Here is a 19744-nt window from a genome sequence, read left to right on the forward strand (position 1 = left end):
ACCACCGGAGGAACCACCGTGCGCACCAAGGCCGTTGCCGCCGCCGCCCTGCTCGTCCTCGGACTCACCGCCTGCGGCGCGGAGATCGCCCCCCGGGAGGCCTCGACCGGCTCCGCCCACTACCCGGTGACCGTGCAGAACTGCGGCGAGGAGCTGACCTTCCCGCAGAAGCCGGCCCGGGTGGTCACCAACGACGTCAACATCACCGAACTGATGCTCTCCCTCGGCCTGGCCGACCGGATGGCCGGCTACGTCATGCCCGACGACAAGGGCCGGGTCGACAAGGTGCCGTGGAAGGACGGCTACCAGCAGACCGCCTGGCTCTCCAAGAAGGTGCTCACCAAGGAGATCGCCCTGGACGCCAGGGCCGACCTGGTGCTGGCCGGCTGGCACTACGGCTTCGACGAGGGCAGCGGCGTCACCCCGCAGGCGTTCAAGGCCCTGGGCATCGACTCGTACGTGCTCAGCGAGTCCTGCCGCAGCGGCAGGGGCACCGAACGCGGCGTGATGGACCCGCTGGACGCGCTCTACACGGACCTGGCCAACCTCGGCGAGATCTTCGACGTCGAGGACCGCGCCGACCGGCTGATCGCCGACTCCAGGGCCCGGATCGCCGCCGTCCCGCAGCCCGAGCGCCGCCCGTCCGTCTTCCTGTACGACAGCGGGCAGGACAAGCCGTACACCGCCGGGAAGTTCGCCGCCGCCGACGAGATCATCGCCAAGGCCGGCGGCACCAACATCATGGGCGACCTCGCCGACACCTGGGTCACCGCCGGCTGGGAGAGCGTGGTGCAGCGCGACCCCGAGGTGATCGTGATCAACGACTACGCGACCCCGGGCGCCGAGGAGAAGCGGAAGTTCCTCAAGTCCTTCCCGCCGCTGGCCGGCGTCTCCGCGATCAGGAACGACCGGATCTTCGTACTGGACTACGTCGACCTGGTGGAGAGCCCGCGCAACCCGGCCGCGATCGGCACCCTGGCCGAGTACCTGCGCACCGTGCCGGCCCGCTGACCGGCCCGGTCTCCGGCCCCTCCGGTCGGTGGTGCCGGGCGTAGGCTCTAGGTACGAGCCGACGGACCCCGACCGGAGGAGCGAATCATGACCACCATGGCGGCCCCCGCCGCCTTCGACGCCCGCGCCCTGCGCGAGGGCATCGAACGCTGCGACGCCGACGCCCTCCTGGCGCTCTACGCGGAGGACGCCGAACTGCGTGTGGTCGACCGGAAGACCCAGCCCAGCCACCCCCTGGTGATGCACGGGCTGGAGGAGATCGGCGCCATGCTGAGCGACATCTACGGCCGCGAGATGACCCACAAGCTGGAGCAGGTGGTGGTCCAGGACGACCACGTCGCCTTCCTGGAGTCCTGCCGCTACCCGGACGGCGTCCGGGTGCTGATGGCCTCGATGGCCGACCTGCGGGACGGAAGGATCGTCGACCAGACCTCCGTCCAGGCCTGGGACGAGACGGGGCCCGAGCAGTAGGCTCGCTGGCATGATCCGCACCGCAGTCGCCACCGACGTTCCCGTCATCCACGCCATGATCCGTGAGCTCGCGGAGTACGAGAAGGCCCCGCACGAGGCCGTGGCCACCGAGGAGCAGCTGCGCGAGGCCCTGTTCGGGGCCGATCCGGCCGTGTTCGGCCTGATCGCCGAGGACGGGACGACCGGCGAGCCGGTGGGCTTCGCCCTCTGGTTCCGCAACTTCTCGACCTGGCGCGGCACCCACGGGATCTACCTGGAGGACCTGTACGTCCGCCCGGAGGCGCGCGGCGGCGGCCACGGCAAGGCCCTGCTGCTGGAGCTCGCCCGGATCGCCGTGGAGCGCGGCTACTCCCGGGTGGAGTGGTCGGTGCTGGACTGGAACCAGCCGTCGATCGACTTCTACAAGTCGATCGGTGCGGTGCCGATGGACGAGTGGACCGTGTACCGGCTCACCGACGAGGCGCTCGCCGCCGCCGGCCGCCGCTGAGCGGACCGACGGAGTCCGGGAAAGGGTCTGCCACCCTGCGTCGCAATGCCTTACCATGAGTAACCCCGAACCGGGGTGCAACGGGGCAGGCAGAGTGATGGCGGACCCGCAACCCCGGTGCCTCCTTTGAGGGGCGGCAAGCAGGGGTAACAAGCGGGGTACCAAGCAAGCACAGCGCGTCACCCAGGAGGCAAGGGTGTCCCAGATCGACGGCGATCTCGGTGTTCAGGATTTCGTGGAGGTCCGGCTCCCCGCGGCGGGGGCCTACCTCTCCGTGCTGCGAACAGCGACGGCCGGGTTGGCGGCCCGGCTGGACTTCACCCTCGACGAGATCGAGGACCTGCGGATCGCGGTCGACGAGGCCTGCGCCATCCTGCTGCAGCAGGCGGTGCCGGGCTCCGTCCTTTCCTGCGAGTTCCGCCTGGTCGGCGACTCGCTGAAGGTGACCGTCGCCGCCCCGACCACCGACGGCAAGGCCCCCGAGCGGGACACCTTCGCCTGGACGGTGCTCTCCGCGCTGGCCGGCGAGGTCGACTCCTCGGTCGGCGAGGACAACACCGTGTCGATCAGCCTGCACAAGAAGCGCGGCGGGTCCACGGCCCACTAGCCGGGCGCCGGACCGCACCGCACAGACCGAGCAGCACCCGCGCAAGGGCCGTCCGCCGCACCCCCTCCCGGGGCCGGGCGGACGGCTCCCGGTACCGCCTCCGGGCGGTACGACCAACGAGACGATTCCGGGGCCGCGGCCCCGGTGCTCCCGGAACGGAACGGGGGAATGGCCGTGAGTGATCTGGACCGTACCGGCCTCGCGACGGCGGGACCTGCCGTACCGACCCAGGCGAGCGTTCCCGGCCTCGCCGCCAACGACGAAGCGCACCCGAAGGACGCCCACCGGATGAGCCACCCGACCGAGCCGACGTCTGAGCCGACGCCCGACTCCGTCCCCCCGCCGGAGCCGGCGGACCGGGCGGACGAGACGGCCGAGGCTGAGCTGCACGGCGCCGTGCCCGCGCAGGGCGCGCACCGCTCCGGCGCCCCGGACCGGGAGGCCGCCCGCGCCCTGTTCGTCCGCCTGTCGGCGCTGCCCGAGGGCTCGCCGGAGCGGGTCGAGCTGCGCAACCAGCTGGTGCGGATGCACATCCCGCTGGTCGAGCACCTGGCCCGGCGCTTCCGCAACCGGGGCGAGCCGCTGGACGACCTCACCCAGGTCGCCACCATCGGCCTGATCAAGTCGGTGGACCGCTTCGACCACGAGCGCGGGGTCGAGTTCTCCACCTACGCGACGCCGACCATCGTCGGGGAGATCAAGCGGCACTTCCGCGACAAGGGCTGGGCGGTGCGCGTCCCGCGCCGCCTGCAGGAGCTGCGGCTGTCGCTCACCACGGCGACCAGCGAGCTCTCCCAGCGGCACGGCCGCTCCCCCACGGTGCACGAGCTGGCCGAGCACCTGGGGATCTCCGAGGAGGACGTCCTGGAGGGCCTGGAGTCCGCCAACGCGTACTCCACGCTGTCCCTGGACGTGCCGGACAGCGACGACGAGTCGCCGGCCGTCGCGGACACCCTGGGCGCGACCGACGAGGCGCTGGAGGGCGTCGAGTACCGCGAGTCGCTCAAGCCGCTGCTGGCCCAACTGCCGCCCCGGGAGCAGAAGATCCTGGTGCTGCGGTTCTTCCGGAACATGACCCAGTCGCAGATCGCCGCCGAGGTGGGGATCTCCCAGATGCACGTGTCCCGGCTGCTCGCCCGGACGTTGGCCCAGCTGAGGGAGAAGCTGCTGGTGGAGGAGTAGGGCTGACGGCCGCTCAGCTCCGGCTGCGCGGCCGTCCGGCCCTCCGGCGGCCCTGTGCGCTCAGTCCTCGGACGGGGCGTACAGGGCCGCCGTCGACTTCGGGTTGAGCAGCGAGCCGATGCCCACCAGCCCGAGCAGGCCGACCAGGGCGCCGACGGCGATCATCGTGCCGCCGCTCTGGAACATGTAGTAGGCGACCGGCAGGCAGATCGAGTTGGTCAGCACCGCCGGGCTGCGGCCCCAGCGGCGCTCCTTCAGCAGCGCGCGGGCGGCCAGCACCGGCAACACGCCGAGCAGCACGATGACCACGCCGCCGAACTCGTTCAGGGCGAGCTGCTTGGACTGGCCGGACAGCGCGGCCACCATGTCCCAGGCGCCGACGACGGCCAGCGCGGCGCCCTCCAGGGCGGTGATGGCGGCGCCCAGGGTCAGGGACGCCGGACGGCCGGAGTCGGCCGCGGGTACGGGTGCGGAGGTTTCTGCGGTCACTCCAGCAGGGTAGCCGCCGGTTGGTCCGTACCGCCCCGTAGGCTTTCCCCATGCGCGCTCTCCTGGTCGTGAACCACAAGGCCACCACCACCAGTGGCCGGACCAGGGACGTCCTGATCCACGCCCTGCGCAGCGACCTCAAGCTGGAGGTGGCCGAGACGCAGTACCGGGGCCACGCGCGCGACCTGGCCCGCGAGGCGGCGGAGGACGGCACGGTCGACCTGGTGGTGGCACTGGGGGGCGACGGCACCGTCAACGAGGTGGTGAACGGGCTGCTGGCGCACGGCCCGGGCGAGAAGGTCCCGCGACTGGCCGTGGTGCCGGGCGGTTCGACCAATGTGTTCGCCCGCGCGCTGGGCCTGCCCAACGACCCGGTGGAGGCCACCGGGGCCCTGCTGCACGCGCTGGAACACAAGCAGGAGCGCCCGATCGGGTTGGGCAAGGCGATGACCGACGGCCTGCCGGACCGCTGGTTCACCTTCACCGCCGGCCTCGGCTTCGACGCCGGCGTGGTCGGCCGGGTCGAGGAGCAGCGCAGGGCCGGGCGCAAGTCCACCCACGCCCTCTACGTCACGCAGGCGATCCGGCACTACTTCACCCAGCGTGAGCAGCGCCGATCCGGCCCGGTTTCCCTGGAGCTGCCGGGCCGCGAGGCCGTTCCGGGGCTCGTGCTGTCGATAGTCAGCAACACCTCGCCGTGGACGTTCCTCGGCAACCGCCCGGTCTACCCCTCACCGCTCGCCTCCTTCGACACGGACCTCGACGTCTTCGGCATCACCCGGATGACGGCGTTCGGTACGGCTCGAACGATCCGTCAGATCCTGCGGTCACACACGCCTTCGAGCGACGGCGCACCGCCGGTCGGCCCGTCCGGGAAGCACGTCGTCTCCTACCACGACGTCCGGCACTTCACCTTGGTTTCAGAGGAACCGGCCCCGTTCCAGGTGGACGGCGACCATCTTGGAGACAGGAGTCGCGTCAGTTTCACAGGCGTTCGGCGGGCACTGCGTGTGATTGTGTGACCGGAAGCGGGGTTCACCCTTCTTCTCGAACGCACAAGCCCCCTTCACTCCATAGAAGTACTGGCTGTGAGCTAGGCGACACCGAAGAATCAAAAATTCCTCCCCGAAGGGGGTTGTATCCGAGCCCGAGGTTTGCGAACCTCTACATGGCGATCGGGACACATCGCAGCGACGGCGACTCCGGAACCACGGAACACCGACCGCGGGGTGTCCCTCGAATCGCCGAATCCCCCCCAGCACAGACCACCCGGGCCCGGTAGGCCTTTGGTCTCTTTTGCTGTTGCGGGATTCGTGAAAGCGTTCACATTCACAAAGCCATCGATTATGCCGCCCGGGCAACCCCCGTCGGCAGGAGGAGTTGGACGACCATGGACTGGCGCCACCGCGCTGTCTGCCGCGAAGAGGACCCGGAGCTGTTCTTCCCGATCGGGAACACCGGTCCTGCTCTGCTGCAGATCGAGGAAGCCAAGGCCGTGTGCCGCCGCTGTCCGGTGATGGAGCAGTGCCTCCAGTGGGCCCTCGAAACCGGCCAGGACGCCGGCGTCTGGGGCGGCATGAGCGAGGACGAGCGTCGCGCGATGAAGCGCCGCGCCGCCCGCAACCGCGCCCGCACCGCCTGATCGCGCCGATCACACGGCGTAGCACCAGCAGTGACCGCAGTTCCGATCAACACATGATCAAAGGCTTCCCTGCACCTCCTGGTGAAGCCTTCCGCACAAAGGACCTTGCCCGGCTTGGTCCCGCGACACCGGACCCGTCCAGCCACTTGATACTGTTCACTTAGAGCAATATCGTGGAGCTGTGACGCTCACCGTGTGCAACGCACCGGCGAGGTGTCGCTCTACCCAGAGCCCCCGTTCCGGCCGACTCCCCCCGACGGCCGGAACGGGTTGAGAGGCCCTGTCGACCCACCCCCCCCGGTCGACAGGGCCTCGTTTCTGTTTCCGCGACCGTTCGCGCTCCCGCGTTCCGCCTCCGCGTCCGCGTCCGGCCGAAGCGGCCTGGGGCGGCCGGAGCGCGGAGCCGGCGCTTCCGCCGAACGCGCGCCCCCGGCGAACGCCCTCGTGCAACGGATTCTCAGCAGAATCTCAGCCGGGCCGGACCCGGCGCACCGGGCCGGCAGCGGGCCCGGGTCCTCAGCGGACCGGGATCTCCAGCACCACCTTCGTACCGCCGTTCGGACCGGCCACCATGTCGAAAGTGCCGCCCAGCTCGCCGGTGGCCAGCGTCCGGACGATCTGCAGGCCGAGGTTGCCCGCCGTCTTCGGGTCGAACCCCTCCGGCATGCCGCGGCCGTCGTCCTGCACGGTGATCAGCAGGTACTCCTCCGGTCGGGCGCCGCCGTTCCAGCTGTCCGACCAGCCCATCCCGGTCGCCGGGGCCCGCCCGCGCAGCGCGCTGACCTCCAGGTTCCCGGAGGCCGTCGGGCCGAACGCGTGCTCCAGGGCGTTCTGCAGCAGCTCGGTCAGCACCATCGACAGCGGGGTGGCGACCTCGGCGGACAGGATGCCGAAGCTGCCGGTGCGGCGGGTCGCCACCCGGCCGTCCTGGGACAGCTCCATCACCATCGCCAGCACCCGGTCGGCGATCTCGTCGAAGGCCACCTGCTCGTCCAGGGCCTGGGAGAGCGTCTCGTGCACGATCGCGATCGAGCCGACCCGGCGCACCGCCTCGTCCAGCGCGGCCCGGCCGGACTCCGACTCCATCCGGCGGGACTGCAGCCGCAGCAGGGCCGCGACGGTCTGCAGGTTGTTCTTCACCCGGTGGTGGATCTCCCGGATGGTGGCGTCCTTGGTCATCAGCTCGCGGTCGCGGCGGCGCAGCTCGGTGACGTCGCGGCAGAGCACCAGCGATCCGGTCAGGGTGCCCTTGGGCTTGAGCGGGATCGCCCGCACGGTCACCACTCCCCCCTGCGCCTCCACCTCGGTCTGCCGGGGCGCCCAGCCGCTGGCCACCTTCACCAGTGCCTCGTGGACGGCGCCGCGGGACGGCGGGGCGAGGTCCGCGGTGGTGCGGCCGAGGTGGCTGCCGACCAGGTCGGTGGTGAGGCCGAGGCGGTGGTAGGCGGAGAGCGCGTTGGGGCTGGCGTAGGTGACGATGCCGTCCGCGTCCAGGCGGATCAGGCCGTCGCCGACGCGGGGGGCGGCGTCCATGTCGACCTGTTCGATGCCGGGGAAGGGGAAGCTGCCGGCGGCGATCATCTGGGCCAGGTCGGAGGCGCTCTGCAGGTAGGTGAGCTCCAGCCGGCTGGGGGTGCGGACGGTCAGCAGGTTGGTGTTGCGGGCGATCACCCCGAGCACCTTGCCCTCGCGCCGGACCGGGATCGACTCGACCCGGACCGGGACCTCCTCGCGCCACTCCGGGTCGCCCTCGCGCACGATCCGGCCCTCGTCGAAGGCGGCGTCCAGCAGCGGGCGCCGACCGCGCGGGACGAGGTGGCCGACCATGTCGTCCTGGTAGGAGGTCGGCCCGGTGTTGGGCCGCATCTGCGCCACCGAGACGTAGCGGATGCCGTCCCAGGTGGGGATCCACAGCACCAGGTCGGCGAAGGAGAGGTCGGAGAGCAGCTGCCACTCCGAGACCAGCATGTGGAGCCATTCCACGTCGGCCCCGGTGAGGGTGGTGTGGCGGCGGACGAGTTCGTTCAGCGAGGGCACATGGCGAGGGTAGCGCCGCCGGTCCGGGCGGGGCGCGGCGGACCGGCGGGCGGACGGCGCGTGACGGCCTCCCGACGGCCCGGAGTTGTTTAGACCAATTCCCCGAGCGGCCTGGACAACCCAGATTGGTCTAGTCCACAATGAAAGGGCACCAAGGAGCGGACCCCGCGCAACTGCCCTGACCGCGCGCGGCCCCTCCTCGGTCGGACGCCGCCGAACGAGGACCCCGCACAGTCCTCGATCGTCCCCGGCGCCCGACGACAGCTCCGGGCTGCGGTGCCGCACGGGTTGAGGGTCCCGTGTCGGCGCCGTGGCCCGTAGTGCTCTCCGGCCGCCGCGCGGCCCCGGACCACGTTTCCGCCGCTCAGCGGACCGGCCCCCGTCCACAGGCTGTGGACGGGGGCCGGTCCGCGCGCGGGCCGGTCTTCCTCGGTCGACCGGGGCCTACCTCGTCTCGGTGACCTTGGCCAGCGCTCGCGGGGAGTCCGGGTCCTGACCGCGGGCGATGGTGACCTCGTACGCCAGCAGCTGCAGCGGCAGGATCTCCAGGATCGGCTGCACCTCCTCCGGCACCCCGGCCGGCAGCACGAAGCCCGCCGAGGCGGCGTCCACCTGCGCCTGCTGGCCGATCACCACCAGGTCCGCACCGCGGCCGCGCAGCCGGTCCAGGACCGGCTGCAGGGCTTCGCCGCCCTTGCCGTCCGGGACGATCGCGATGACCGGCGAGACGTTGTCCACCATGGCCAGCGGGCCGTGCAGCAGGTCCGCGCCGGAGAACGGGCTGGCCGGGATGTAGGTGGTCTCCATCAGCTTCAGCGCCGCCTCGCGCGCCGTCGGGTAGCCGTAGCCGCGCGAGGTGATGACCAGGCGCTGGGCGAAGCGGTAGCGCTCGGCCAGTGCCCGCACCTCGGCGTGCCGCTCCAGCACGCCCGCGGCCAGGGCCGGCAGCCCCTCGGCGGCCGAGCCCTCCCCGGGCTCCCGCCGGGAGTACCCCCAGGCCTCCGCGAGGCCCTCGACCAGCAGGTAGAGCGCCAGCAGCTCGGCGGTGTAGGTCTTGGTGGCGGGCAGCGCCTTCTCCGGGCCGGCCAGCACGTCGATGTGGAACTCGGAGACCTCGGCCAGCGGCGAGGAGGCGTTGTTGGTGACCGCGAGGGTGATGGCGCCGGCCTCGCGGGCGGCCTTGGTGGAGGCCACCAGGTCCGGCGAGCCGCCGGACTGGCTGACGGTGATCACCAGGACGTCGGTGAGGTCCGGCTTGGCGCCGTACGCGGTCGTGGTGGACATCGAGGTCAGACCGGCCGGCTTGCCGAGCAGGATCTCGACCAGGTACTTGGCGTACAGCGCGGCGTTGTCGGACGTGCCCCGCGCGGTGAGCAGGACGAAGCGCGGGTTGCGGGTGGCGATCTCGGCCGCGATCCCGCGGATCTTCGGGGCACCCTCGTCGAGGATGCGCTGGAGGACGGCCGGCTGCTCGGCCATCTCCGCCGCCATGATCCGGCCGGGGACGGGAGCGGTGTGCGGGTCGGACATCTGGGTCTGCCTCCGATGAGACGGTTCGACCCCGCCCGGGCGGCTGCCCGACGGGGACCTCTACGGCGGCGAGTCCGCACACTCGCGGCGGTTCTTCGTGCCCGGCAATCCTATGGGCGCGCCCGGCCCGGAGCACCTCCGAACTTCCCTGCCGCACGCCCGTCGTGCGCCCCGCGCGCCCGGCGCGCGATCCGTCTCCGGGCCTCCCGTCGGACCTCCGTCCGACCCACCGCCCGCCGCCCGCCGCTCCGGAGACGGGAGGGCGGACGGCGGCGGGGCGGCTCAGGACGCCTTGTTGATCAGCTGGTCGATCGCGGCGTCCGCCTCCTTGGTGGCCTGGTCCACCGACTTGCCCTTGAGGATCGCGCTCAGCATGTCCGGGATGACCTTCTGCTTCTCGACCGCGCCCCAGCCGGGGGCCAGCGGGGTGAACCAGGCGTCCGGGACGGCGTTGGCCGCGGCGGCGGTGGACGGCTTGTTCTTCAGCGGGTTCAGCTGGGTGAGGTTGTTCGGCAGGATGTCCTTGTCGGCCAGCGCCTGCTCGGACTTGGTGCTGGTGAACATCCGGATCCAGTCGGCCGCCAGCGCCACCGACGGGGACTTGGCCGTGACGGCGAGGTCGGAGCCGCCGATGAAGGTCGGCAGCGGCTTGCCGTCCGGGCCGGGCATGGTGGCCACCTTGACGGCGTCCTTGAGGCTCGGGTCGCCGGTGACCGGCGCGGTGACGGAGGCCGCCTCGTAGCCGTTGCCGTAGAAGGACGCGGCGTGCCCGCGGGCCATCGACTCGAACTGGTTCTGCTCGTTCACCGCCAGGTCGCCCTTGTTGTACTTGCGCACCAGGTCGACGAAGTGGCCGATGCCCTCCTGGGACTTGGGGTCGTGCAGGGTGCCGTGCCAGTTCCCGGCGCTGTCGAACTTGGCGATGCTGCCGCCGTAGGCGGCCACGTAGCTCATCGCCGCGTACCAGTACGGGCCGGGCAGGTAGAGCGGGGAGAAGGTCCTGTCCGCCTTGTTCTTGTCCGCGACCTTGTCCAGGGCGGCCAGCAGTTCGGGCTCGGTCTTCGGGAACTCGGCGTTGCCGGTGGCCTGTTGGAAGGCCGCGGAGTTGTAGATGGCGACCCGCGAGCCGGCGTAGTACGGCACGCACCAGAGCTTGTCCTGGTAGGTGCAGGTGTTGGCGAGCGCCTTGATCCAGCTGTCGGAGTTGTCGAAGCTGGTCCGGTCCACCGGGGCCAGCGCGCCGGACAGCACGTACTTCATGGTCTCCGTGTTGCCCAGCTCGACGACGTCGGGGGCGGAGCCCTCCGCGATCGCCTTGTCCAGCTTGGTGACCTTGTCCGCCCAGCCCTGGTACGAGAGCTTGAGGGCGACGTTCGGGTACTTCGCCGCGAACTCGTCGTTGACCCGCTGGACGAGGTCGGGCCAGTTCTTCTGGGCGTCGTCCATCAGCCAGACGGTGACGGTGCCGGTGGCGGCCTTCGAGGCGGCGGAGCCCTTGCCGTCGCCCGACGGTGAGCCCGACGAGGAACAGGCCGTCAGGCCCGCCGCCAGTGCCATGGTCCCGAGCGCCGAGATGAGCTGACGCGTCTTCACGCCGTCCTCCGAGGGTGTTGAGAGCCGTGATGCCCGCCGGCAGCGTGATTGGCGCCCGCAGCGGAGAGTCCGGACAGGGGGCGGCGACGTGCTTCGGGGTGGGCCGATACCACATCCGGTGAGGTTGAAATTCGAACCGGATGACTGGACTCTGGCCTAGACCAATGGCGGTGTCAACGGCCAACGGCCTTTGCGACCAAGGCCGTTGCAGAGCCGTTGTAGCCCGTGGCGATCAGTCGCCGCCCCGTCACCGTAAGTGGAAATTAAGGTGGATTTAAGGCTTACTTGAGGGAGCACGGTCACTCGGCGGATCCGCGGGTCGACGCCGGGGAAACGGAAACGGGCCCGCCATGCGACATGCGCATGACGGGCCCGTGGGCCGGCGTCCACCGGCTCCGGCCGGTGACGTTCCCCTTGTCGGTTCAGCCGATCGCTCCCGGCTGCCCGGTGAGCACCTCCACGGCCGCCAGCCCGCAGACCCGGGCGGCGCCGTGGGTGGCGATGTGGAGCGCGCCGACCGGCTCGGACTGGGGCAGCCCCATCTCGACCACGGCGGCGTCCGGGCGGGCCGCCACCAGGCGGCCCAGCACGGCGGACATCCACGGGTAGCGGTGCACGTCCCGGACCACCAGCACCAGGCGGCGGCCCGCGGCACCGGCCAGCAGCTCGTCGACCAGCGCGTCCAGCTGCTCCGGGGCGGCCTCGGCGGCCGACACCGCGCGGGTGCGGGTGCCGGGGAAGCGGTCGGCCAGCATGCCGGCCACGCCCCACGGGGTGACGTCGCCGACGGCGATGTTCGGCTCGTCCGAGAACGAGGCCACGTACGGGCGCTCGCTCACCGGGGGCGCCACCGGGCCCGGCGCCCGGACCACCTTCAGCGCCCGGCGCGCGGCCCGCAGGCCGACCGCCAGGTCCGGCTCCGGCCGCTCGCCCTGGGCCGAGATCCGGCCCCAGCTGCCCAGCGCCCGGACCCGCGCGGCGGCGTCCGCCAGCCGCTCCTCGCCCAGCCGGCCGGCCCGCACGCCCGCCACGATGGCGTCGCGCAGCATCAGGACCGTCTCCTCGTCGGCCAGCCCGCCGCCGACGCAGATCGCGTCCGCGCCGGCCGCCAGGGCCAGCACGGTGCCCTCGCCCATCCCGAAGGTGTCGGCGATGGCGCCCATCTCGATCGCGTCGCTGACGATCAGGCCCTGGTAGCCGAGGCCGCCGTCGGCCGGCGCGGCGCGCAGCAGGTCGCGCAGCACGGTCGGGCTGAGGGTGGCCGGCAGCTTCGGGTCCAGCGCCGGGATCATGATGTGGGCGGTCATCACGGCCTTGGTGCCGGCCGCGATCGCCGCCTGGAACGGGATCAGGTCGCGGGCCCGGAGCACGTCCAGGTCGACGTCGATGACCGGCAGGCCGTGGTGCGAGTCCACCGCGGTGTCGCCGTGCCCGGGGAAGTGCTTGGAGCAGGCGGCCACGCCGGCCGACTGCAGGCCCTCGACCCAGGCGGCGGTGTGCCGGGCGCACAGCTCGGGGTCGGCGCCGAAGGAGCGGACCCCGATGACCGGGTTGCGCGGGTTGGAGTTGACGTCCGCGGTGGGCGCCCAGTTGTAGTTGACGCCGGCGGCGGCCAGCGCCCGGCCGAGCTCGCGGGCGACGTCCCTGGTCAGCGCCGGGTCGTCGATCGCGCCGAGCGCCAGGTTGCCGGGCCAGGAGGAGCCGGAGCCCGCCTCCAGCCGGGTGACGTCGCCGCTCTCCTCGTCGATGGCGATCAGGAGGTCGGGGTTCTCGGCGCGCAGCGCCCGGGTGAGCGCGGACAGCTGGTCGAGGTCGGCCACGTTGCGGTCGAACAGCGCGACCGAGCCGAGCCCGGCGGCGAGGTGGCGCAGCACCCACTGCGGCGGCTCGGTGCCGACGAAGCCGGGCTGCAGGACGGTCAGGGCGTCGCGGTGCAGCTGGTCGCTGTCCGGCACGGTGGGAACGAGGATGCTCACGATGACTCAGCCCTTCACGGCGCCGTCGGTCAGACCGCCGACCGCCTTGCGCTGCAGGAAGATGAACAGGATCAGCACGGGGATGGCGAACATCGTGGACGCCGCCATGGTGGCGCCCCAGTCGTTGCCGAAGGCCGTCTTGAAGGAGGACAGCCACAGCGGGAGGGTCTTGCCCTCCTCCTTGTTCAGGATCAGGACGAGCGGGAACTCGTTCCACGCCGTGATGAAGCCGAACAGCGAGGTCGACATCAGGCCGGGGGCCAGCAGCGGGAAGATCACCTTCACGAAGGCCTGGGTGCGGGTGCAGCCGTCCACCATGGCCGACTCCTCCAGCTCCTTCGGCACCGCGGCGATGAAGCCGCGCAGCGTCCAGATGGTGAAGGGCAGGACCATCATCATGTAGAAGAGCGTCAGCGGCAGCAGGCTGTTCAGCATGTCGTTGTCGCGGGAGATCATGTACACCGCGATGGTCATGACCTCCCACGGCGCCATCTGCGCGATCATGACGACCAGCACGAAGGCCTTGCGGCCGCGGAACTTCATCCGGGCGATGGCGAAGGACGCCAGGGTCGCGATCACCAGCGAGAGCAGCACCGCGCCGACGGTGGCGGTGACGCTGTTGGTGACGTACGTCCAGAAGTTCGGCGCATCGACCGCGGTGGTGAAGTGGTCGAGCGTGCCGTCGAGCGGGAGGAACACCGGCGTCTTGCTGATGATGTCGCGGTCCTGCTTGAAGGAGGTGGCGACCATCCAGTAGACGGGGAAGATGAAGAAGACGAAGAGGACGACCGCGATCACGTTCGGCCAGGTACGTCCGAAGAGAGAGCGCCTCACAGCTCGTCCTCCTGCTTGATCATGATGCGGAAGTAGTACGCCATCAGCGCGCCCAGCATCAGGATGGTGAGCACCGCGATCGCGGAGCCGATGCCGTAGTGCTGGCCGGACGAGCCCTCCAGGAACGCGTGCACGGGCAGGGTCCTGGTCAGGTTCTCGGGGCCGCCGCCGTTGATCGCGTAGACCTGGGTGAAGGACTTGAACACCCAGATGACTTCGAGGAAGGTCGTGGCGAGGAAGAACGGCTTCAGGTTGGGGAAGATCACCAGGCTGAAGATCTTGCCGGAGCCGGCGCCGTCCATCCGGGCGGCCTCGTAGAGCTCCTTGGGGATGGTGGTCAGCGCGGCGTACATGTTGAACGCCACGAACGGGATCGACTGCCAGACGATCAGCAGGATGACCACGAAGAAGGTCGAGTACTGCGAGCTGAGCCAGTTGTAGTCGGCCATGGAGTGCCAACCGAGCTGGTCCAGGAACCAGTTGACGACGCCCCACTGCTGGTCGAACAGCCAGGTGTAGACGGTGGTCGCGGCGACCACCGGCATGGCCCAGGCCATCAGCAGCGAGATCGACAGCGCCAGGCGCATCCGCTTGCCGAGGTGGTTGAGCAGCAGGCCGACCAGCGTGCCGCCGACCATGATCAGCACCACGTTGACCAGGGTGAAGACGACGGTGCGCCCGGTGACCGACCAGAAGTCCGGGTCGGTCAGCTGCTCCTTGTAGTTGTCGAAGCCGGTCCACTCCGTGAGGTGCATGACCAGCTGGCGCCTGTTGAGGTTCTGGAACGACAGCAGGACCGTCTTGACCAGCGGCCAGCCCAGCAGGGCGATGGTCGCCAGGGTGGCCGGCAGCAGCAGCAGGTACGGCGCGAATCGGGAGCCCAGCCCGGGGGCGCCCGCCGGTCTGGTGCGCTTCGGCTCGGCGCCGCCGGCACCGCCGCCCGCGGCAATCGTCCCGGTGCCGTCCACCACGGCCTCCCCCGCGTCCGGGGACGGTGCCTGCACCCGCTCTGAATGCACAGCCATCGTTCTCACTTCCTCACAACCCGACCACGACGGACGGGCGCCGCCCACCGGCCCCCCGCCGGGAGCCGGTGAGCGACGCCGCTCGATGCCTACTGCTTCTGGTTGAGCCGCTTCGCGATCTCGTCGTCGTACTTCTTGGCCGTGGCGGCGTAGTCGCCACCCTGGAGGGCGGCGGTCAGGAAGTCCTTGATCGGGTTCGGCTTGTCCTCGACGCTGGCCCAGTTCGGGGTGTTCGGGGTGATGCCGCCGACCGCCGCGGCCGTCTGGGCGGCCTTCGCGAAGTCACCGGTGATCTGGCTGTTCAGCGCGGCCTTGTTGGGGATGTTGCCCGCGGCGGCGACCAGGCCCTCGTTCTTGTCGTTGAGGGCGACCTTCAGGAAGTCCTTCGCCATGTCGGTGTTCTTGCTCTGCGAGGCGACCGCGAGGTTCGAGCCGCCGAGGAAGACACCGGAGGGCTTGTCGGCGGTCTTGCCCGGGAGCGGGAAGAAGCCGATCTTGTCCTTGGCCATCTCCTCCGGCTTGGGCAGCTCCCAGCCGAGGGCGATCATGGCGCCGACGTTGCCCTTGGCGAAGACGTCCTTCTGCTGCGGGGTGGCCTCGTCCTTGTCCTTCGGACCGGTGGCCGAGTAGCCCTGCAGCTTCTTGTAGGTCTCGAAGGCCTTCTGCGCCTCGGGCGAGGACAGGCCGCCGACCCACTTGTCGCCGTCCTTCTTGGCGATCTTGCCGCCCTCACCGGTCAGCAGGCCGAAGTAGGTGTACCACTCCTGGCCCGGCAGGTAGATCGGGTCGGCGACGCCCTCGGTGCCCTTGAGCTTGTCGAGGTCGGTGTAGAACTCGTCCAGGGTCTTCGGGGTGTCGGTCAGGCCGGCCTTGGCCCACAGGTCCTTGTTGTAGGCGACGACGCGGTTGGATACCCACCACGGGGCGGCGTACTGCTTGCCGTCCAGGATCGCGGCCTCGTTCTGGTTGGCGGCCCAACCGTCGCCCCCCAGGGCGGACTTGTCCTTGGTGATGTCCAGCAGGCCGCCCGAGGCCGCGTAGCCGGCGGTCTGGGTGTTGCCGATCTCCAGGACGTCGACGGAGCCCTCGGACAGCGCGGCGGTGACCTTCGGGCCGATGCCGTCCCACTCCTGGATCTGGAAGTCGACCTTGGAGCCCGGGTAGGTGGTCTCGAAGTCCGCCTTGACCGCGTCCGTCCAGCCCTTCGGGGCCGAGCCGGTCATCAGCCACACCTTCAGCGTCTTGCCCTTGTACTTGTCGGCCGCCGAGGAGGACGACGACTTCGAGTCACCGTCGCTCTTCTTGCCGTCCGAGCCGCAAGCCGCCAGGCCGACGACCATTGCTGCGACGCCGACCGCCGCGATGAGCTGACGCTTCACGCCATCCTCCTGAGGGATGCCTGGTTTACCCCCGTCGGGCGGCAGCGGCGGACCCACACAAAGCGGGGGAAACGGTGCCGCGGAACCCTTCGAACGGGTGGGGGGATGAATAGTGACCGGCCTAGTGGTGTAGACCAGATGCCTGGAGCTTGGCCTAGACCAATGGGCCTGTCAACGGCTGTTCGACCGATCTCGACCACCCGTTATCAAGCCGACACCGCACATCGTTCATCGCGTGATGAGGTATTCGTTCCGCAGCCATACATGCAACGATGTGAGCCGTTAACGATGTGGTGGGGCCTGTGAAGGCCCTGCGAGAAGCGGGAGAACAGGTCCGATGAGCAGCGACGGGGGAACCACCGCCCAGGCCGAAGACCCCGAGGTGAAGAACCTCCCGACCCAGGCCGGCACCGACCCGACCGCGCGCGTCCCCAAGTACTACGGGCTCAAGCGCCACCTGCTGCAGCTCACCGAGACCCAGCCGGCCGGCACCCCGGTCCCGCCGGAGCGCGCCCTGGCCGCCCAGTTCGACACCTCGCGCACCACCGTCCGCCAGGCCCTGCAGGAACTGGTCGTCGAGGGCCGGCTGGAGCGCATCCAGGGCAAGGGCACCTTCGTCGCCAAACCCAAGGTCGCCCAGGCGCTGCAGCTCACCTCCTACACCGAGGACATGCGGGCCCAGGGCCTGGAACCCGCCTCGCGGCTGATCGAGATCGGCTACATCACCGCCGACGACCACCTCGCCCCGCTGCTCGACATCAAGCCCGGCGGGCGCGTGCTGCGGATCGAGCGGCTGCGCCTGGCCAACGGCGACCCGATGGCCATCGAGGTCGCGCACCTCTCCGCGAAGCGCTTCCCCGCCCTGCGGCGCAACCTGGCCAAGCACAACTCGCTGTACGCGGCACTGCGCGAGGTGTACGGGGTCACCGTGGCCGAGGCCGAGGAGACCATCGAGACCACCCTGGCCAACCCGCGCGAGGCCGGGCTGCTCGGCTCCGACCTCGGCCTGCCGATGCTGCAGCTGTCCCGGCACTCCTTCGACGCCGAGGGCAACCCGGTCGAGTGGGTCCGCTCCATCTACCGGGGCGACCGCTACAAGTTCATCACCCGCCTGAAGCGCCCGGAGTAGGCGCCCGGAGCGGGCACCCGGGACGGCTCCCGCAACGGGTGCCACCCCCGACTGAAGCGTCCGGCGCGGACGCACTCCCCCACCGCGCCACGGGCACCGGCGCGCGCGACCCGCGCGCCGGTGCCTGCCGCTTCCCGTGACGGTGTTTTTCGCGTCCCGCGACAGCGGGGATCGGTCGGTCACGTCCGGCTGGTGGGAAGTTCCGCCGTTCCCGGTGACATGGATCACTCCATGCTCTAGATTGCGCAGCCGTACTGACTGCCGATCACCGATGGTGCTGCCCGGCGGGCTCGCGGGGGCGTGCGGTGCTCCCGGGGCTGCGGCGCCGACGGGGAGAACCCTCCGGAGCGGAGCCGAAGATGCCGTCTGATCCCGATACGTTCGAAGATGTCATGCCCGAGCCAGTCGGGGGGCCCGTCCCGGCGGTGACCCCCGAGCGGGTGCTGGCCGGGCTCGCCCTGCTCGTGCCGATCGTCGCGATGCTCTGGGTGTCCTCGTACGACAAGTCGGACCCGGCGGTGGCCGGGATGCCGTTCTTCTACTGGTACCAGCTGCTCTGGGTGCCTGCGTCGGCCGTCTTCACCGTCGCCGCCTACCTGCTGATCAACCGGGACGAGAAGGCCCGCAAGGCGGCCCGGAAGGGCGGTGCCCGATGAAGGACGTCAACGTGCCGGCCCTCGTGGTCTTCGTGCTGTTCTTCGCCCTGGTCACCGTGATGGGCTTCCTCGCCTCGCGCTGGCGCCGCGCGGACGACGCGGCGCACCTGGACGAGTGGGGCCTGGGAGGGCGCAGCTTCGGGACCTGGGTGACCTGGTTCCTGCTCGGCGGCGACCTGTACACCGCGTACACCTTCGTCGCCGTCCCGGCCGCCGTGTACGCCACCGGCGCGGCCGGGTTCTTCGCCGTGCCGTACACGATCATCGCCTACCCGCTGGTCTTCCTCTTCCTGCCGCGGCTCTGGTCGGTCTCCCGGGTGCACGGCTACGTGACCCCGGCCGACTTCGTCCGCGGCCGGTACGGCTCGCGGCCGCTCTCCCTGGTGGTCGCGCTGACCGGGATCCTGGCCACCATGCCGTACATCGCCCTGCAGCTCGTCGGCATCCAGGCGGTGCTGGACGTGCTGGGCGTCGGCGGCGGGGAGAACGCCAACTGGTTCGTCAAGGACCTGCCGCTGTTCATCGCCTTCGGCGTGCTGGCCGCCTACACCTACTCCTCCGGCCTGCGCGCCCCGGCGCTGATCGCCTTCGTCAAGGACGCCCTGATCTACATCGTGATCATCGTCGCGGTGATCTACATCCCGATCCGCCTCGGCGGCTACGGGCACATCTTCGACGCGGCCGCGCACAAGTTCAGCGCACCGGGCGCCAAGGGCTCGATGACCGTCCCGCACGACAAGCAGTGGACGTACGCGACGCTGGCCCTCGGCTCGGCGATGGCCCTGTTCATGTACCCCCACTCGGTGACCGGCGTGCTGGCCTCCAAGTCCCGCAACACCGTGCGCCGCAACATGGCGATCATGCCCGCGTACTCGCTGATGCTGGGCCTGCTGGCGCTGCTCGGCTTCATGGCGATCGCGGCGGGCGTCGGCAAGGGCGACAAGACCTACAACGCCCAGCTCTCGGTGCCGCAGCTGTTCGCGAGCATGTTCCCGGACTGGTTCACCGGCGTGGCCTTCGCCGCGATCGGGATCGGCGCGCTGGTGCCGGCCGCCATCATGTCGATCGCGGCGGCCAACCTGTTCACCCGCAACGTCTACAAGGACTGGCTCAAGCCCGCCGCCACCCCCGCCGACGAGACCAGGGTCGCCAAGGCGGTCTCGCTGCTGGTGAAGGTCGGCGCGCTCGTCTTCGTCCTCGGCATGGACAAGCAGGCCGCGATCAACCTGCAGCTGCTGGGCGGCCTGTGGATCCTGCAGACCTTCGTCGCCATCGTCGGCGGCCTGTTCACCCGCTGGTTCCACCACTGGGCGCTGTTCGCGGGCTGGGCGGCCGGCATGGTCTACGGCACCTGGAAGGCGTACGGCCTCGCCAGCCCGGCCACCAAGCACTTCGGCGGCAACGCCGCCGAGATCCCGGGCATCGGCGAGATCGGCTACATCGGCCTGACCGCCTTCGCGCTGAACCTCGCCGTCGCGGTGGCGCTCACCCTGGTGCTGCGGGCCGCCAAGGCGCCCGAGGGCCCGGACGAGACCAAGCCGTCCGACTACAGCGCCGACGCCGGCGACGACGAGCTGAAGAACGCGCCGGAGCCCGTAGCGGCGCACTGATTCGCGACGTACGCGCCCTGTGATCGTGCCGCCTTCTCCGTGAACACTGGAGAAGGCGGCGCGATCATATGTATGAACAGGCGTGC

General features: G+C 70.6%; 18 protein-coding genes. 10 read left to right on the plus strand and 8 right to left on the minus strand.

Annotated elements, in window-relative coordinates; all coding sequences use genetic code 11:
• The first annotated feature begins 18 nt into the window (after positions 1–18).
• The 5 genes from ACZ7KX_RS15030 (at position 19) to ACZ7KX_RS15050 (ending at position 3758) form a co-directional block, all read left to right on the plus strand.
• The gene (locus tag ACZ7KX_RS15030) at positions 19–1011 is read left to right on the plus strand and encodes an ABC transporter substrate-binding protein (RefSeq protein WP_470326803.1); all 993 of its coding nucleotides are present in this window, start codon (positions 19–21) and stop codon (positions 1009–1011) included.
• Positions 1012–1098: 87 nt separating this feature from the next.
• Positions 1099–1482, plus strand: a complete 384-nt coding sequence (locus tag ACZ7KX_RS15035; protein ID WP_470326804.1) for a nuclear transport factor 2 family protein — start codon at positions 1099–1101, stop codon at positions 1480–1482.
• A gap of 10 nt (positions 1483–1492) precedes the next feature.
• Entirely contained in the window at positions 1493–1969 is a 477-nt protein-coding gene (locus ACZ7KX_RS15040) for a GNAT family N-acetyltransferase (RefSeq protein ID WP_350522972.1), read from the plus strand.
• Positions 1970–2165: 196 nt separating this feature from the next.
• The gene (locus tag ACZ7KX_RS15045; protein ID WP_218203464.1) at positions 2166–2576 is read left to right on the plus strand and encodes an ATP-binding protein; all 411 of its coding nucleotides are present in this window, start codon (positions 2166–2168) and stop codon (positions 2574–2576) included.
• 168 nt (positions 2577–2744) lie between these two features.
• Positions 2745–3758 (plus strand): RNA polymerase sigma factor SigF, encoded by a 1014-nt coding sequence (locus ACZ7KX_RS15050; RefSeq protein WP_350522973.1) that lies wholly within the window; start codon positions 2745–2747, stop codon positions 3756–3758.
• A 60-nt stretch (positions 3759–3818) separates the two neighbouring features.
• Here the strand turns inward: ACZ7KX_RS15050 and ACZ7KX_RS15055 are convergent, their stop codons facing one another.
• Positions 3819–4247 (minus strand): hypothetical protein, encoded by a 429-nt coding sequence (locus ACZ7KX_RS15055; RefSeq protein WP_470326805.1) that lies wholly within the window; start codon positions 4245–4247, stop codon positions 3819–3821.
• Positions 4248–4297: 50 nt separating this feature from the next.
• Here ACZ7KX_RS15055 and ACZ7KX_RS15060 point away from each other — a divergent pair, with 50 nt between their 5' ends.
• On the plus strand, positions 4298–5269 hold the full coding sequence (locus ACZ7KX_RS15060; RefSeq protein ID WP_350522975.1) for a diacylglycerol/lipid kinase family protein: 972 nt from the start codon (positions 4298–4300) through the stop codon (positions 5267–5269).
• Between the two features lie 368 nt (positions 5270–5637).
• Positions 5638–5889 carry a WhiB family transcriptional regulator gene (locus ACZ7KX_RS15065; RefSeq protein WP_014138019.1) on the plus strand — a complete coding sequence of 84 codons (252 nt, stop codon included), beginning with the start codon at positions 5638–5640 and terminating at the stop codon, positions 5887–5889.
• 516 nt (positions 5890–6405) lie between these two features.
• On the opposite strand, the gene ACZ7KX_RS15070 is transcribed toward ACZ7KX_RS15065, so the two are convergent.
• From ACZ7KX_RS15070 to ACZ7KX_RS15100, 7 genes are all read right to left on the minus strand, one after another.
• Positions 6406–7926 carry a sensor histidine kinase gene (locus ACZ7KX_RS15070; RefSeq protein WP_350522976.1) on the minus strand — a complete coding sequence of 507 codons (1521 nt, stop codon included), beginning with the start codon at positions 7924–7926 and terminating at the stop codon, positions 6406–6408.
• 444 nt (positions 7927–8370) lie between these two features.
• The gene (locus tag ACZ7KX_RS15075) at positions 8371–9456 is read right to left on the minus strand and encodes an SIS domain-containing protein (protein ID WP_470326806.1); all 1086 of its coding nucleotides are present in this window, start codon (positions 9454–9456) and stop codon (positions 8371–8373) included.
• A 282-nt stretch (positions 9457–9738) separates the two neighbouring features.
• Positions 9739–11013, minus strand: a complete 1275-nt coding sequence (locus tag ACZ7KX_RS15080) for an extracellular solute-binding protein (protein ID WP_470326969.1) — start codon at positions 11011–11013, stop codon at positions 9739–9741.
• 458 nt (positions 11014–11471) lie between these two features.
• Positions 11472–13025, minus strand: a complete 1554-nt coding sequence (locus ACZ7KX_RS15085) for a glycoside hydrolase family 3 protein (protein ID WP_470326807.1) — start codon at positions 13023–13025, stop codon at positions 11472–11474.
• Between the two features lie 6 nt (positions 13026–13031).
• Positions 13032–13859, minus strand: coding sequence for a carbohydrate ABC transporter permease (locus ACZ7KX_RS15090; RefSeq protein ID WP_470326808.1), 828 nt, complete (start codon positions 13857–13859; stop codon positions 13032–13034).
• Positions 13856–14884, minus strand: a complete 1029-nt coding sequence (locus tag ACZ7KX_RS15095; RefSeq protein WP_470326809.1) for a carbohydrate ABC transporter permease — start codon at positions 14882–14884, stop codon at positions 13856–13858. Before ACZ7KX_RS15095 ends, ACZ7KX_RS15090 begins: the two co-directional genes overlap by 4 nt.
• 89 nt (positions 14885–14973) lie before the next feature.
• On the minus strand, positions 14974–16263 hold the full coding sequence (locus tag ACZ7KX_RS15100; RefSeq protein WP_350522982.1) for an extracellular solute-binding protein: 1290 nt from the start codon (positions 16261–16263) through the stop codon (positions 14974–14976).
• Positions 16264–16600: 337 nt separating this feature from the next.
• Here ACZ7KX_RS15100 and ACZ7KX_RS15105 point away from each other — a divergent pair, with 337 nt between their 5' ends.
• The 3 genes from ACZ7KX_RS15105 to mctP all read left to right on the plus strand — a co-directional run bounded on the left by ACZ7KX_RS15105 (position 16601) and on the right by mctP (position 19658).
• Entirely contained in the window at positions 16601–17392 is a 792-nt protein-coding gene (locus ACZ7KX_RS15105; RefSeq protein WP_470326810.1) for a GntR family transcriptional regulator, read from the plus strand.
• A 392-nt stretch (positions 17393–17784) separates the two neighbouring features.
• Positions 17785–18048 (plus strand): DUF3311 domain-containing protein, encoded by a 264-nt coding sequence (locus ACZ7KX_RS15110; RefSeq protein ID WP_470326811.1) that lies wholly within the window; start codon positions 17785–17787, stop codon positions 18046–18048.
• Entirely contained in the window at positions 18045–19658 is a 1614-nt protein-coding gene (gene mctP / locus ACZ7KX_RS15115) for a monocarboxylate uptake permease MctP (protein ID WP_470326812.1), read from the plus strand. The genes ACZ7KX_RS15110 and mctP overlap by 4 nt, the downstream gene beginning before the upstream one ends.
• Positions 19659–19744: the final 86 nt, after the last annotated feature.

The sequence above is a fragment of the Kitasatospora sp. NPDC038210 genome, assembly GCF_055600605.1.

Bases quoted from the DNA above. Each gene is read 5' to 3' on its own strand.
- ACZ7KX_RS15035 (WP_470326804.1), top strand. From the start codon at position 1,099: ATGACCACCATGGCGGCCCCCGCCGCCTTCGACGCCCGCGCCCTGCGC.
- ACZ7KX_RS15040 (WP_350522972.1), top strand. From the start codon at position 1,493: ATGATCCGCACCGCAGTCGCCACCGACGTTCCCGTCATCCACGCCATG.
- ACZ7KX_RS15050 (WP_350522973.1), top strand. From the start codon at position 2,745: ATGGCCGTGAGTGATCTGGACCGTACCGGCCTCGCGACGGCGGGACCT.
- ACZ7KX_RS15060 (WP_350522975.1), top strand. From the start codon at position 4,298: ATGCGCGCTCTCCTGGTCGTGAACCACAAGGCCACCACCACCAGTGGC.
- ACZ7KX_RS15065 (WP_014138019.1), top strand. From the start codon at position 5,638: ATGGACTGGCGCCACCGCGCTGTCTGCCGCGAAGAGGACCCGGAGCTG.
- ACZ7KX_RS15075 (WP_470326806.1), bottom strand. From the start codon at position 9,456: ATGTCCGACCCGCACACCGCTCCCGTCCCCGGCCGGATCATGGCGGCG.
- ACZ7KX_RS15080 (WP_470326969.1), bottom strand. From the start codon at position 11,013: ATGGCACTGGCGGCGGGCCTGACGGCCTGTTCCTCGTCGGGCTCACCG.
- ACZ7KX_RS15095 (WP_470326809.1), bottom strand. From the start codon at position 14,884: ATGGCTGTGCATTCAGAGCGGGTGCAGGCACCGTCCCCGGACGCGGGG.
- ACZ7KX_RS15105 (WP_470326810.1), top strand. From the start codon at position 16,601: ATGAGCAGCGACGGGGGAACCACCGCCCAGGCCGAAGACCCCGAGGTG.
- ACZ7KX_RS15110 (WP_470326811.1), top strand. From the start codon at position 17,785: ATGCCCGAGCCAGTCGGGGGGCCCGTCCCGGCGGTGACCCCCGAGCGG.
- mctP (WP_470326812.1), top strand. From the start codon at position 18,045: ATGAAGGACGTCAACGTGCCGGCCCTCGTGGTCTTCGTGCTGTTCTTC.